The sequence below is a fragment of the Streptomyces sp. HUAS YS2 genome, from assembly GCF_033343995.1.
Lineage (GTDB): Bacteria > Actinomycetota > Actinomycetes > Streptomycetales > Streptomycetaceae > Streptomyces > Streptomyces solicathayae.
In genome coordinates, this window is the sequence record NZ_CP137573.1 from 1,345,113 (window position 1) to 1,359,537 (window position 14,425).

Sequence of the window (14,425 nt, forward strand, 5' to 3'; positions counted from 1 at the left end):
CCCGGCAGAATGCACTCGCAAGCTTGAGGCACGAGAAGGCGAGTCGGGACACCGTGACGACGTCCATCGAAGCAAGGATCGCCGAGGAGCTCGGCGTACGCGAGCGACAGGTGAAGGCGGCCGTCGACCTGCTCGACGGCGGGTCGACCGTGCCGTTCATCGCGCGCTACCGCAAGGAAGCGACGGAGATGCTCGACGACGCGCAGCTGCGCACGCTCGAGGAACGGCTGCGCTACCTGCGGGAGCTGGAGGACCGGCGGACCGCGATCCTCGACTCCGTGCGCGAGCAGGGCAAGCTGACCGAGGAGCTGGAGGCCCAGCTCCGGGCCGCCGACACCAAGGCGCGCCTGGAGGACATCTACCTGCCGTTCAAGCCGAAGCGGCGCACCAAGGCGCAGATCGCCCGCGAGGCCGGGCTCGCGCCGTTGGCCGAAGGGCTGCTCGCCGACCCGTCGGTGGAGCCGCTCGCCGCGGCCGCGGCGTTCGTGGACGCGGACAAGGGCGTAGCGGACGGCGCCGCCGCGCTGGAGGGCGCCCGCGCGATCCTCACCGAGACGTTCTCGGAGGACGCCGACCTGATCGGCGAACTGCGGGAGCAGATGTGGGGCCGGGGCCGGCTGGTCGCGAAGGTCAGGGAGGGCAAAGGCGACAGCAAGGAGGGGCCGGGCGCGAAGTTCGCCGACTACTTCGACTTCGCCGAGCCGTTCACCGCGCTGCCCTCGCACCGGATCCTCGCCATGCTGCGCGGCGAGAAGGAGGACGTCCTCACCCTGGAGCTGGAGCCGGAGGAGCCCACCGACGGTCCGTCGTCGTACGAGCCGATCGTCGCGCACCGCTTCGGGGTCGCCGACCGGGGTCGTCCGGGCGACAAGTGGCTGCTGGACACGGTGCGTTGGGCCTGGCGCACCCGAATGCTGGTGCACCTCGGCATCGACCTGCGGCTGCGGCTGCGCACCGCTGCGGAGGACGAGGCGGTACGCGTCTTCGCGGCGAACCTGCGCGACCTGCTGCTCGCCGCCCCCGCCGGCACCCGGGCGACGCTGGGCCTCGACCCCGGCTTCCGCACCGGCGTGAAGGTCGCCGTGGTCGACGCGACCGGCAAGGTGGTGGCCACTGACACGATCTACCCGCACGTCCCGGCGAACAAGTGGGACGAGTCGCTGGCGAAGCTGGCGCGGCTCGCGAAGGAGCACGCGGTCGAGCTGGTGGCCATCGGCAACGGCACCGCGTCCCGCGAGACGGACAAGCTGGCCGGTGAACTCATCGCCAAGCACCCGGAGTTGAAGCTGACGAAGGTGATGGTCTCCGAGGCCGGCGCCTCGGTCTACTCCGCCTCCGCGTTCGCCTCGCAGGAACTCCCGGGCCTGGACGTGTCGTTGCGCGGTGCGGTCTCGATCGCGCGGCGGCTGCAGGACCCGCTGGCGGAGCTGGTGAAGATCGACCCGAAGTCGATCGGCGTCGGCCAGTACCAGCACGACCTGTCCGAGGTGAAGCTGTCGCGTTCGCTGGACGCGGTGGTCGAGGACTGTGTCAACGGCGTCGGCGTGGACGTCAACACCGCTTCCGCGCCGCTGCTCTCGCGGGTCTCCGGGATCGGCGCGGGCCTGGCCGAGAACATCGTGGCGCACCGCGACGCCAACGGCCCGTTCCGGTCCCGCAAGGCCCTGAAGGACGTGGCGCGGCTCGGCCCGAAGGCGTACGAGCAGTGCGCGGGCTTCCTGCGCATCCGGGGCGGCGACGACCCGCTGGACGCGTCGAGCGTGCACCCCGAGGCGTACCCGGTGGTGCGGCGGATGGTGAAGACCTCGGGCGGCGAGGTCGCGGCGCTGATCGGCAACACGGGTGTGCTGCGGTCGCTACGGGCGGACGACTTCGTCGACGAGACCTTCGGTCTGCCGACGGTCACCGACATCCTGCGCGAGCTGGAGAAGCCGGGCCGTGACCCGCGGCCGGCGTTCAAGACGGCGACCTTCAAGGAGGGCGTCGAGAAGCTCGGCGACCTCGCGCCGGGGATGGTCCTGGAGGGTGTCGTCACGAACGTGGCGGCGTTCGGCGCGTTCGTGGACATCGGCGTGCACCAGGACGGTTTGGTGCACGTGTCCGCGCTGTCGAAGACCTTCGTCAAGGACCCGCGGGACGTGGTGAAGCCCGGCGACGTGGTGAAGGTGAAGGTGCTGGACGTCGACATCCCGCGCAAGCGGATCTCGCTGACGCTGCGGCTGGACGACGAGGCGGCGGCGGAGACCGGCGCGGGCGCGCCGAAGCGGCAGCGCGGTGAGCGCGAGCGGGGCGGCCGGCCGCCGCAGCAGCGGCGCGGCGGGGGCGGCAACGGTGGCGGCAACGGTGGCGGTGCCGCCCGGGGCGGCGACCGGGACCGGGGGCGCTCGCAGGCTCCCGCCCCGGCGAACAGCGCGATGGCGGACGCCCTGCGCAAGGCGGGTCTGCTGAACGAGGGCGGCGGCGGGAAGCGCCGCGGCGGTCGCTGACGGCGACGTGAACGACGCAGGGCCCGGCCTTCCGGCCGGGCCCTGCGTCGTTGTTCGGGGCTACCCCGCGAACCTCAGGGCCCAGTCCGCGCGGTTGACGACGGTCAGGTCGTCGTCCGTGAGGAGGGGCTGGAGGAGGGTGCGGGCCTTCTTCGGATCGGCGGTGACGAGGTCGGCGATCTCGGTCGCCAGGCCGTCCTGGTCGTCGCCCAGGTCCACGGCGGAGGCGCGGACCAGGAGCGGCAGGGTGTCCGGCCCGCCGATCGTGCCGATCATGCCGCCGAGCACCTCGCGGGCGTAGAAGTTCCGGTCGGTCAGGGCCCGGTCGAGACCCGCTTCGAGGTGCGGCAGCAGGGACGGGTCGCCGGTGGCGGCGAGCTCGTCTGCCAGGTCGATGGTCTCGTCCACGTCCGCGTCGAGGTCGTCCAGCATGACGAGCAGCCGCTCGATCCTCGGGTCCGTCGCGTTCATCAGTGCTCGATCACCTTTCCGGCCGCGACCTCCAGGCGGCGCGTCGTGCGGACGGCGTCCAGCATCCGCCGGTCGTGGGTGACCAGGAGCAGGGTGCCGTTGTACGAGTCCATTGCGGACTCGAGCTGTTCGATGGCCGGCAGGTCCAGGTGGTTGGTCGGCTCGTCCAGGACCAGCAGGTTCACCCCCCGGCCCTGGAGCAGGGCGAGAGCGGCGCGGGTGCGCTCGCCCGGGGAGAGCGTGGTCGCCGGGCGCAGCACGTGGTCGGCCTTGAGGCCGAACTTGGCGAGCAGGGTCCGCACGTCGGCCGGTTCGGTGTCCGGGACGGCCGCACAGAACGCGTCCAGCAGCGACTCCGAGCCGTGGAAGAGCTTGCGGGCCTGGTCGACCTCGCCGACGACGACGCCGGAGCCGAGGGAGGCGTGACCGGAGTCCAGCGGGAGGCGGCCGAGCAGGGCGGCGAGCAGGGTCGACTTGCCGGCGCCGTTGGCGCCGGTGATGGCGACGCGGTCCGCCCAGTCGATCTGGAGCGAGGCCGGCCCGAAGCGGAAGTCGCCCCGGCGGACCTCGGCGTCGCGCAGGGTCGCGACGACCGAGCCGGAGCGCGGGGCGGTGGCGATCTCCATACGGAGCTCCCACTCCTTGCGGGGCTCGTCGACGACCTCCAGGCGCTCGATCGCGCGCTGGGTCTGGCGGGCCTTGGCGGCCTGCTTCTCGCTGGACTCGCTGCGGAACTTGCGGCCGATCTTGTCGTTGTCGGTCGCCTTGCGGCGGGCGTTCTTGACGCCCTTGTCCATCCAGGAGCGCTGCATCTGGGCGCGGCCTTCGAGGGCGGCCTTCTTGTCGGCGTACTCCTCGAACTCCTCGCGGGCGTGCCGGCGGGCGGTGTCCCGCTCCTCCAGGTACGCCTGGTAGCCACCGCCGTAGAGGGTGATCTGCTGCTGGGCCAGGTCGAGTTCGAGGACCTTGGTGACGGTCCGGGTGAGGAACTCGCGGTCGTGGCTGATCACGACGGTGCCGGCACGCAGGCCCTGCACGAAGGCCTCGAGCCGCTCCAGGCCGTCGAGGTCGAGGTCGTTGGTCGGCTCGTCGAGCAGGAAGACGTCGTACCGGGAGAGGAGCAGCGAGGCGAGTCCGGCGCGGGCGGCCTGGCCGCCGGAGAGCGCGGTCATGGGGTGGTCGAGGCCGACGGTGAGGCCGAGGGAGTCGGCGACCTCCTCGGCGCGCTCGTCGAGGTCGGCGCCGCCGAGGTCGAGCCAGCGCTCGAGGCTCACGGCGTACGCGTCGTCGGCGCCGGGCGCGCCGTCGACGAGGCCCTGGGTGGCCTCGTCCATGGCGGCCTGCGCGGCGGCGACACCGGTACGACGGGCGAGGAACCCGCGCACGGTCTCCCCCTCCCTGCGCTCGGGCTCCTGCGGCAGGTGCCCGACGGTCCCGCTGGGCGGAGAGAGCGTGACCCCGCCCTCCTCCGGCGTGTCGAGCCCCGCGAGCAGCCGCAGCAGCGTGGACTTCCCGGCCCCGTTGACACCGACGAGCCCGATGACGTCGCCGGGGGCGACGACCAGATCGAGCCCGGCGAAGAGCGAGCGTTCGCCGTGCCCGGCGGCGAGATCCTTGGCGACGAGGGTTGCAGTCATCAGGGAAAGCATCCTAGGTCAGGACGCCCGCGGCCGGGACGGCCGGGTCGGCGCGGTGAACGCGCCCCGGCACCACAAAGGACGCACCAGCAGCGAGCCCGGCGAAGCCAGGACCCGAGCCCGGCCGGGTCGGGCGGCTGTCCCGGGCTCCCGTCGCCTCTAACGCGGCGGGTCGTACGTCACCGGCGGGACCGGGACGTTCGACGTGGTGCGGGCCAGGATGTAGCTGCGGCCTTTCAGGGGGTGGGGGGTCAGGGGGATCCGGTGGGTGCCGGGGGCAAGGATCTCGTCGTGGAGGAGGTGGACTCGGGTGCGGTTCAGGAGGCCCGTGCGGTAGGCGAGCAGCGTGACGCGGCAGGGGGCCGTCACCTCCAGGACCGCTTCCCCCGAGGACGCCTCCAGGCGGGTCACCCGGCGGAGCTCGGTTGGGGTTCGGTCCAGGGCGTGCTCGATCTGGGCGACGAGGAGCGGGATCACCGGCGCGAGGCCGTCCACGTACGCGACGTCCGCGGCGCCCGCCCGGGCGAAGGCCTGGCGGACGGCGCCCCGTACCGGCTCGCCGACCTCCGGGCCGAAGGCGACCGCCCCGTACCCGCGCAGCTCCTCCGCCGTGACGCCCTCGGCGTCCTGCGCGATGTCGGCGCCGATGCCGATGGACCGCAGCGCGGCGGCGAGCCGGCCAAGGCCCGTGGCACGCGCTCCGACGAGCAGCACCCGCGGCCGGGCCGGCCGCCCCGCCGCGAGCAGCGGCGCCAGCGCGGCCCGGTACTCGTCGGCACGGAACCGGAACGGGCCGATGCCGTGGTAGCCGTCGCGCTCCAGGTCGACGTCCTCGTCCGTCTGCCAGGCGAAGTCGCGCCAGACGACCGCGTCCCCGTCGCGCTCCACGACCGCCGTGACGGCGCCGCAGTCGAGCCCCGCGCACTCGGGGCAGGCGTACAGGACGCAACGCCCGCCGGCGAGCGGCGGCTCGGCCTCCAGCAGGAGCCGGCGGACGTCCTCGCCGAAGATCTCCGGCGGCACGTCCGCGGCGAGCGGCGAGACGGCGTCCAGCTCGGAGAGTTCCTGGAGCAGCGGCCGTCCGTCGACGACGAAGTCGAGGAACTCACGGTGGAGCTTCTGGGCGCCCCGGACCAGGACGCCGCCGGCGCGTACCGCCGGGGCCAGGGCGAACGTCGCGTACTCGGCTGCCATGGGGGGAGTATCCCCACGTCCGGGCCGATGTGAGCACGGAGGCGGCGGATCGGCGTTACGGTCCGGCCATGAGCGGCGACGATGTGATCGTGGTGGGCAGTGGGGTCGTGGGCCTGACGACGGCGGTGACGCTGGCGGAGCGCGGCCGGCGGGTCCGGGTGTGGACGCGGGACGCCCCCGGGGAGACGACGTCGGCGGTGGCCGGTGCGCTGTGGTGGCCGTACCGGATCGAACCGGAGGCCGAGGTCGGCACCTGGTCCCTCGCCTCGCTGCGGGTGTACGAGGACCTGGCGGCCGAGCCGGAGCGTACCGGGGTGCGGATGGTGGACGGCGTCCACGCGGACGTCGACCTCGACGGGCTCGGCTCCTGGTCCGCCGAGGTGTCCGGGCTGCGGCGGGCGCGCCCGGAGGAGGTGCCGGGGCCGTACGCGACGGGGCTGGCGGCGCGGCTGCCGCTGATCGACATGCCGGTCCATCTGGGCTGGCTGACGGACCGGTTGGTGACGGCCGGCGGGACGGTCGAGCGGCGCGCGATCACGTCGTTCGCGGAGGCCGACGCGCCGGTGGTGGTCGACTGCACGGGTCTCGCGGCCCGCACGCTGGCGCCGGACGACGGACTGCGGCCGGTGCGGGGGCAGTTGGTACTGGTGGAGAACCCGGGGATCGAGGAGTGGTTCACGGCGGCCGATCCGGCGTCGAGCGCGACGACGTACTACTTCCCACAGCCGGGGCGGCTGGTGCTGGGCGGGACGGCGGAGGAGGGCGACGCGCGGACCGCTCCGGACGAGGCGACGGCGGCGGCGATCATCGCCCGGTGCGCGCGGATCCGCCCGGAGATCGCGGAGGCCCGGGTCATCGGCCACCGGGTGGGCCTGCGGCCGTCCCGCGCGGGCGGGGTGCGGATCGCGACGGAGCCCTTGTCGAACGGCGGGCGCCTCGTGCACAACTACGGCCACGGGGGCGCCGGGGTCACCGTCGCCTGGGGCTGCGCCCGGGCGGCGGCCGCTCTGGCCTGACGGCCCGGGTGCCGCGCCGACCGACAACCACACCGCCGACCTCGCACGGTCGCCCGCCCCGCCCGGCGGCCGGGCAGGCGGGCGGCCGGACAGGCGGGCGGCCGGACAGGCGGGCGGCCGGGTGGCCGGGTTCCGACGGCTACCTCCAGCCCGGACCGGACAGGTCCCGTTCCGCGGCGATGCACGCGTTCATGAGGCGCTCCGTCGCGTCGGCGCGGGCACGGGCGCGGCCGGCGGCGTCGTTCTCCCCCAGCCGGTCGAGCTGCGCGGCCCTGTCGCGCTCCCTGCTGATGTCGGCGCGCATCGCCGGGATGTCACAGGTCATTTCCCCGCCCACGGGCGCGAAGCGCTCCGAGGAAACGGTGGCGGGGGCGTTCAGGGCGTCCGTGCCGAGCAGCACGGTGCCGGCCGCGAGGGTCGACGCGGCGAAGGTCGTCAGAATGCGACGCATGGGTGGGGCTCCAACTCCGGGGTCCTCAGGACCCGTCGAACGATGACGGCGTGGTCAACGCCGGTCACTCACGGTAGCCCGACATGATCCGCGCCCTCACCGCGGCTCGCCCGAGCCCCCCGGCCCGATCCGCAGCTCGAAGTCGCCGTCGTACTTCTGGTGCCCGGCGATCACCGCGAGCTCGACGACCTCGACGCCGACCTCGCCGCGGACGATCAGCGGGTCCCTGCGCAGGTCCCGCATCAAGGCCACGCACATGCCGATCATCACCAGGACGAACGGCGCGGCGACCAGGATCGTCAGGTTCTGCAGCCCGGCGAGCGCATCGCCCTGCCCGTTGCCGATGAGCAGCATGATCGCCGCGACGGCGCCGGTCAGTACGCCCCAGAAGACCACGACGAGCCGGGTCGGTTCGAAGGACCCGCGCTGCGACAGCGTGCCCATCACGATCGACGCCGCGTCCGCACCGGAGACGAAGAAGATCCCGACGAGCACCATCACCAGCAGGCTCATCGCGGTCGGGATCGGGAACTGCTGCAGCAGGCCGAAGAGCTGGCCCTCGGGGGTGTCCTCGGCGCCCAGCTCACCGCGCTCCTCCAGCTTCATCGCCGAGCCGCCGAAGACCGCGAACCAGACCAGGCTGACCGCGCTCGGCACCAGGATGACCCCGCCGACGAACTGACGGATCGTCCGGCCGCGGCTGATCCGGGCGATGAACATGCCCACGAAGGGCGTCCAGGAGATCCACCACGCCCAGTAGAACACCGTCCAACTGCCCAGCCAGTCGGCCACGTTCTCGCCACCGGCCGCCTCGGTCCGGCCGGCCATCTGCGGCAGCTCGCCGAGGTACGCGCCGATCGACGTGGGCAGCAGGTCGAGCACGATGATGGTGGGTCCGGCGACGAACACGAAGACGGCGAGCACCAGCGCGAGCACCATGTTGGTGTTGGAGAGCCACTGGATGCCCTTCTCCACACCGGAGACCGCGGACAGCACGAAGGCGACGGTCAGCGCGGCAATGATGCCGACGAGCAGCCCGGTGCTGACCTTGTCCATCCAGCCCAGTTCCTGGACGCCGCTGCCGATCTGCAGCGCGCCCAGCCCCAGCGAGGCGGCCGAGCCGAACAGGGTCGCGAAGATGGCCAGGATGTCGATGATCCGGCCGCCGGCCCCGTACGCGTGCCGCTCCCCGATCAGCGGGACGAACACGGCGCTGATGGTCTGCCGCCTGCGGCGCCGGAAGGTCGAGTACGCGATGGCCAGGCCGACCACGGCGTAGATCGCCCAGGGGTGGAGCGTCCAGTGGAACAGGGTGGTGGCCATCGCGATCTGCATGCGCTCGGCCGAGTCCGTGGGGTGGGTGCCGGGCGGCGGGGTGTCGTAGTGCGCGAGGGGTTCGCTCACGCCGTAGAACATCAGGCCGATGCCCATGCCGGCGCTGAACATCATGGCGATCCAGGACACCGTGCGGAACTCCGGCCCCTCGGTCTCCTGACCGAGGGTGATCCGGCCGTAGCGGCTGATCGCCAGCCAGAGGGCGAAGACGACGAAGCCGGACGCGGCCAGCATGAACGCCCAGCCGCCGTTGCGGATCAGCCCGGAGAGCATCGAGCTGGACGCGCTCTCCAGGCTGTCCGTGGCGATCGCGCCCCACAGGACGAAGGCGACGGTGAGCACCGCGGTGACACCGAAGACGATGCGGTCGGTGCGGGCGTGGTGCTGGTGCTCGGGGAAACCGGGGAGGTCCGCCGTCACCGGCAGCCCCGCCCGGCCCCCCTCCCGGGACCTGTCCGGTCCCGGCTGATCGTGCGTCACTTCAGGCACCTTTCGCAGGGGTCGCGGAGCGCGGAATTGCGCGCTCCGTAACGCCTAGCACATGCGGTGCCGAACTCCCGGGATCAACAGGCGTTGACGGCTTGCCCCGTTGTGATCCGATATGCCGCCCGTTCGTCGAGGAGCAGCGACACAAGAGCCCGTTGCGACTGCCGCAGCGGTACGTACGCTCCGTCACCGTCACCGGAGCGCCGGACGGAGACACCGTGCAGGGCGAGCTCGTCGGCGAACTCCGCGTACTGCGCGGCGTCGAGCCGGTATCCGCAGGGCGGGTCCTGGACGATCTCGGCCGGTTCCGCCGGGTCGTTGTCGGCGCCGCCCAGGTAGACCGGTCCGCGGTCCGCGAGGCCGACCTGCCGGGCCGCGGAGGTGGCCGCCTCGATCGGGCCGCGCCGCTCGTCGACGAACGAGAGCGCGCCCCTCAGGGCGGCGAGTTGGGTGTGGACCCGGCGGCGCTGGTTGAGCGCCGGATCCGCCTTCTCCGCGTCCGTCAGGGGTTCGACCCGGGTCTCGACCAGCAGGCCGACGGCGTGCTTGATCCCGGCGGTGTTCCGCAGGATGCGCTCCTGGCCGTCGCCCGCGACCTGCTTGATGGTCTCGCCTGTGAGCGGGTCGGTCCACAGGCCGTAGATGCCGCTGCTGAAGCCGGCCGCGCCCGCTGCGGGGCGGACGTACCGCTCGGAGAGGGTGTCCGCCTCGGCGTGCACGTCCGGGTCGGTGTTGAGGTTGCGCGGCCAGAGGGCGAGGAGGTCCTTGTCGTAGTAGGGCGAGGTGCCGCCGTACTCGTGCAGGTCGTAGATCACGTCCGGCCGCCGGTCCCGGATCACGGCGGCCATGGCGCGGCCCTCGGCGGTCTTCAGGGCGATGTGGTCGCGGTTCACGTCGACGCCGTCGCCGTTGCCTCGGGTGTCGGCGGCCCGGCCGTCGGGGTTGGCCGTGGGGACCACGAGAACGGTGGTGCGGGCGAGGAAGCGCCGGGTCTCCGGGTCGGTGGCGTGGGCGAGGTCGCGGACGGTGGTGAGGCAGGCCTCCCGGCCGGACGGCTCGTCGCCGTGCTGGCTGCAGATCAGCAGCATGGTGTTCGCGGTCGTACCGCCGCCGACGGTGACGAGCCGGAGGGGGCGGCCCTGGCCGGTGGTCCCGATGACCCGGGTCGCCACCCGGTCGCTGGCCCGGTCGACGGCGGCCAGGAAGGCGCTCTCCTCTGCCTCGGTGGTCCAGCGGGCGCCCGCGCTCGTCTCGAAGCCGGTGCGCGGCAGCGGGGTGGCAGCGGGCGAGTCGGCGGCCTGCGCGGGGGCGTTGAGCAGGGGCAGGCCGAGCGCGGCGACGGTCGCCGCCAGGACGAGGGCGCGCGTTCGGGTGCGGGTCCGGGAAAGGGCCCGGGTTCGCGTCCGGGTCGTGCGGGCGGTCATCGGGCGGCCCCTTCCGGGATCGGGCGGTCGGTGCGCGGTCCGGCGACGCCGCTGAGCGGCGGCGCGGTGCCGGGGGCCGGGCGGGCGGCGGACGAGGAGCCCGCGGTAGCCCGGGCGAACGCCTCGGACCCGCCGACCAGCGGCAGCCGCGCGTCGGTGCGGGCCAGGTCGAGGGTGACCGTCGGGGTGGTCGAGGGCGGGTCGAGCAGGTCCTTGTCCGTACCGCCGATGATCAGGGCGAGCCGGTGGCCGGCCGGGACGACGTGGTCGGCGGAGGCGAGCTTCAGGGTGAACGGGTACGCCCGGCCGGGCGTCAGCGGGCGCTGCTCGCCCGGGTCGGCCCAGGTGCCGAGGTCCGCCCAGCCGCGGCTGACGACCGTGTACCCGACGTCCGCGGTCCGGGACCGGGTCTCCTTGAAGCAGGCGCTGTCGCCGGGGGTGCTCGCGCCCCAGCAGGTCCGCTCGGGGAGCGTGGTGATGCCCTCGCCGGCGGCCGCGTAGTCCCGGATCGTGTCCGGGCCGAGGTCGACCAGGACGGCGGACAGGTGCGCCGTGGTGGTGGTCGGCGTGGCCCGCACGGTCACCGTCGACGGGCCGGACAGCCGCAGGTCACGGGTGAGCGGGACGGTGACGAAGCCGGCCTTGGCGGGGGTGGAGCGGTCGATCTGCGCGGCCCAGTCGGTCTCGCCGAGTGCCGGGTCGTCGGTGAAGGTCTCGGTCGCGCCCGCCGGGGCGCGGCTCGCGGTGAGGGTGCCCACGCCGGGTGCGGCGCCGGTCCCGGGGCGCAGGGTGGTCGGGGAGGCGGCGCGCGGCGGCCAGACGCGGTCGGTGGACCAGCGGTCGGGGGCGCGCTCGATGTCGGCCATGGGCTCGCGGTCGATGCCGTTGTCGTAGCCGAGCAGGTAGTGGTCGAACCAGCGGTGCAGGGTGCGCACCCAGTCGGCGCGGCGGAAGTCGAAGGGGTCGACGTGGCCGGTCTGCGAGAGCCAGATCTTGCGCTCGACGCCCTGCGCGGCGAGCGCGTCCCACCACTGACCGAAGTGGTTGGCCCGGACGTTGAGGTCCTGCTGTCCGTGCACGACGAAGACGCTGGCCTTCACGCGCGAGGCGTCGGGGACGTAGTTCCGCTCGGTCCAGGCGCGGGTCCAGTCGCCGCTGTACGGGGTGCCTGCGGTGACCCGGTCCTGCACGGCGCCGCAACGGGCCTGTGCCTCGGGGCTGTTGACGTACTCGGAGAGCCAGCTGGGGTTGGCGTTGTAGAGCGGGGCGCCCTGGGAGTGGAAGTAGTCGTACCAGGACGAGATCGCGCCGATCGGCACGATGGTCTTCAGCCCCTCGACTCCGGTGGCGGCGACGCCGTTGGCGATGGTGCCGTCCCAGCTCTTGCCGATCATGCCGACGGCGCCGGTGGACCAGGTCGTGGCGCGGGCGCGTTCGCCGCCGGTGCGGGTGGTGTAGCCGCGGGCCCGGCCGTTCAGCCAGTCGACGACGGCCTTGGCGGACTGGATGTCGGAGCGACCGCCGACGTCGTCGCAGCCGTCGGAGCGGTTGGTTCCGGCCAGGTCGACGGCGACGAAGGCGTAGCCGCGGGGCACGAAGAAGTTGTCGTAGTAGAGCGGGAACTGGACGGGATTTCCGTCGGCGTCGTAGGTCTTCCGCTGACCTTCGTTGCCGCGTCCGCAGCAGGAGTAGTACGGGCTGGCATCCATGACGACCGGGATCTTCCGCCCGGCGGCGGCGGGTTCGCGCGGCCGGACGATGTCGGCGGCCACGCGGTCGGTGCGGCCGTCGCCGTCCCCGTCGAGGCCGGTGTCCACCCAGACGGACTCGCGGATCGCGTCGGCGTACGAGTGGACGGGCTGCGACTCCCGTACCTGCGCGGCAGGTCGGACGGTCGCCTGGGCCGCGCCGGAGGGCGCGACCAGGGAGGTCAGCAGGACGGCGGTCGCCGCCACCAGGGTTCTGCACGAGGTACGAGCTCTACGGGTTCTCCGTACACGTATCGGCATGAGCACGGAACGTACCCCGGTCCACTCCGGAGCAAAAGAGTGCCGTCGTGAGAGAGCTGGTTCAGGGGTGTTCATGTCGGCCGAATGGCGATCGTGTGACAGGAGGGACTGTGGACATGACGGCACGACAGGGCGCTGAATAGTGTCGATAAGGACTGACGACCACCCACACGTCTTACAAGACAGGAGCTCTGGCGTGCACCGCAGACTTGTCGTTCCGAGCGTTCTCGCGGCCTCCGTCCTGCTGGCGATCCCGGCATCGGCGGCGAGCTTCGAGCCCGGCGCCCCGGGCATCGGCGACGCGTACTACCCGGCGAGCGGGAACGGCGGCTACGACGTCTCCCACTACGACCTGCGGCTGAAGTACCAGCCGACGACCGACCTGTTGGAGGGCACGGCGACGATCCTCGCCACCACCAAGCAGAACCTCTCCCGCTTCAACCTCGACCTCGGACTGCGGGTCGACGAGGTGCGGGTGAACGGGCGCAAGGCCGCGTTCGCCACGTCGGGCGACCACGAGCTGGAGGTCACCCCGGCGACGCCACTGGCGAAGAACACCCCGGTCACGGTGGTGGTGCGGTACGCGGGCAAGCCGTCCGAGCTGAAGATCGGCGGCTGGACGGCCTGGCACCGCACCCCCGACGGCGGGGTCGCCGCGCAGGAACCGGACTCGGCGGTCTGGTGGTTCCCGTCCAACGACCACCCGCTGGACAAGGCCACCTTCGACGTCTCGGTGTCGGTGCCGGACGGCACCCAGGCCATCAGCAACGGCGTGCTCCAGTCGCAGTCCTCGCGGCTCGGCTGGACCCGCTTCAACTGGCGTTCCAACAAGCCGCAGGCGACCTATCTGGCCACGCTCGCGGTCGGCAAGTTCGACATCACGACCGACAAGACCGCGGGCGGGCTGCCGGTCCTCAACGCGTACAGCAAGGACCTCGGCGACAACGCGGGCGCGGCCCGGGCCTCGATCGAGCGCACCACCGAGGTCGCGGAGTGGCTGGAGGGGGTCTTCGGGCCGTACCCGTTCAACGCGCTGGGCGGATACGTGCCCAACGTGACCAGCGGCTACGCCCTGGAGACGCAGACCCGGCCGTTCTACAGCCCGCGGCAGTTCGCCAACGGGGCGAACGTCTCGGTGGTCGTGCACGAGCTGGCTCACCAGTGGTACGGCGACAGCGTCTCCGTCGACGGCTGGAAGGACATCTGGGTCAACGAGGGCTTCGCCCGCTACAGCCAGTGGCTCTGGTCGGAGAAGGAGGGCGAGGGCACGGCCCAGGAGCTTGCCGACTGGGTGTACGCGAGCCGCGCCGCCGACGACCCGTTCTGGACGGTGAAGCCGGGCGACCCGGGCCCGGACAACCAGTTCGACATCGCCGTGTACGACCGCGGGGCGCTGGCCCTGCAGGCGCTGCGGAACGAGATCGGCGACGAGGACTTCTTCGCCGTTCTCAAGGGCTGGCCGACGGAGCGGGCGTACGGCAACGCGAAGGTCGGCGACTTCGTGGCGTACGCGGAGCGGGTCTCGGGCAAGCCGCTGGCGGACCTCTTCGACACCTGGCTGTACCAGCCGGTGAAGCCGGCCGCGCCGGCCGCGGCGGAGGCGGGCCTCGCGGCGCGGACGGCGGACGCGGGCACGGAGGCGGGCGCGGGCAAGGGCTCGGCGCCGGTCGCGCAGCCGGTGCGGCCGAAGTCCTGGCAGAAGATCGCGGCGACGAACACGGTCCACGACCACGGTCACGAGCGCGCGCGGGGTCACTGAGCCGCCGCCGGCCCGCCGTTCCGCGCCCCCTCGGGGCGGGAGCGGCGGGCCGGCCGCGTCGAGAGCGCTTTCCCCGAGGCCTCCGGACGGAGTCCGGGGGAGGTCGCAACGCGGCGGTCAGCGGTTACGCTCGTGGCCGTCAGTACCGTCAGACCGT

10 protein-coding genes are annotated in these 14,425 nt (G+C 73.0%); 3 read left to right on the forward strand and 7 right to left on the reverse strand.

Going from position 1 to position 14,425, the window contains the following annotated elements:
* The first annotated feature begins 53 nt into the window (after positions 1-53).
* Positions 54-2,486: a Tex family protein gene (locus R2D22_RS06235; protein ID WP_318101780.1), complete on the forward strand. Its 2,433-nt coding sequence runs from the start codon at positions 54-56 to the stop codon at positions 2,484-2,486.
* A 60-nt stretch (positions 2,487-2,546) separates the two neighbouring features.
* Here the strand turns inward: R2D22_RS06235 and R2D22_RS06240 are convergent, their stop codons facing one another.
* From R2D22_RS06240 to R2D22_RS06250, 3 genes are all read right to left on the reverse strand, one after another.
* A complete protein-coding gene (locus R2D22_RS06240; protein ID WP_318101782.1) occupies positions 2,547-2,957 on the reverse strand; it encodes a HEAT repeat domain-containing protein in 411 nt (136 codons plus the stop codon).
* The gene (locus R2D22_RS06245; protein WP_318101783.1) at positions 2,957-4,594 is read right to left on the reverse strand and encodes an ABC-F family ATP-binding cassette domain-containing protein; all 1,638 of its coding nucleotides are present in this window, start codon (positions 4,592-4,594) and stop codon (positions 2,957-2,959) included. Before R2D22_RS06245 ends, R2D22_RS06240 begins: the two co-directional genes overlap by 1 nt.
* Before the next feature lie 159 nt (positions 4,595-4,753).
* Positions 4,754-5,788, reverse strand: a complete 1,035-nt coding sequence (locus tag R2D22_RS06250) for an oxidoreductase (protein WP_318101785.1) — start codon at positions 5,786-5,788, stop codon at positions 4,754-4,756.
* A 68-nt stretch (positions 5,789-5,856) separates the two neighbouring features.
* Here R2D22_RS06250 and R2D22_RS06255 point away from each other — a divergent pair, with 68 nt between their 5' ends.
* Positions 5,857-6,804, forward strand: a complete 948-nt coding sequence (locus R2D22_RS06255) for an NAD(P)/FAD-dependent oxidoreductase (RefSeq protein WP_318101787.1) — start codon at positions 5,857-5,859, stop codon at positions 6,802-6,804.
* A 139-nt stretch (positions 6,805-6,943) separates the two neighbouring features.
* Here the strand turns inward: R2D22_RS06255 and R2D22_RS06260 are convergent, their stop codons facing one another.
* The 4 genes from R2D22_RS06260 to R2D22_RS06275 all read right to left on the reverse strand — a co-directional run bounded on the left by R2D22_RS06260 (position 6,944) and on the right by R2D22_RS06275 (position 12,509).
* Positions 6,944-7,255: a hypothetical protein gene (locus R2D22_RS06260; RefSeq protein WP_318101788.1), complete on the reverse strand. Its 312-nt coding sequence runs from the start codon at positions 7,253-7,255 to the stop codon at positions 6,944-6,946.
* A gap of 96 nt (positions 7,256-7,351) precedes the next feature.
* Positions 7,352-9,070, reverse strand: a complete 1,719-nt coding sequence (locus tag R2D22_RS06265) for a BCCT family transporter (RefSeq protein ID WP_411976984.1) — start codon at positions 9,068-9,070, stop codon at positions 7,352-7,354.
* A gap of 83 nt (positions 9,071-9,153) precedes the next feature.
* Entirely contained in the window at positions 9,154-10,500 is a 1,347-nt protein-coding gene (locus tag R2D22_RS06270; RefSeq protein ID WP_318101790.1) for a M14 family metallopeptidase, read from the reverse strand.
* Positions 10,497-12,509, reverse strand: coding sequence for a Xaa-Pro dipeptidyl-peptidase (locus R2D22_RS06275; protein WP_318101791.1), 2,013 nt, complete (start codon positions 12,507-12,509; stop codon positions 10,497-10,499). Before R2D22_RS06275 ends, R2D22_RS06270 begins: the two co-directional genes overlap by 4 nt.
* Before the next feature lie 196 nt (positions 12,510-12,705).
* Between R2D22_RS06275 and R2D22_RS06280 the strand changes: the two genes are divergently transcribed.
* Complete coding sequence (locus R2D22_RS06280) at positions 12,706-14,268, forward strand: M1 family metallopeptidase (RefSeq protein ID WP_318101793.1); 1,563 nt, start codon at positions 12,706-12,708, stop codon at positions 14,266-14,268.
* The last annotated feature ends 157 nt before the right edge of the window (positions 14,269-14,425 follow it).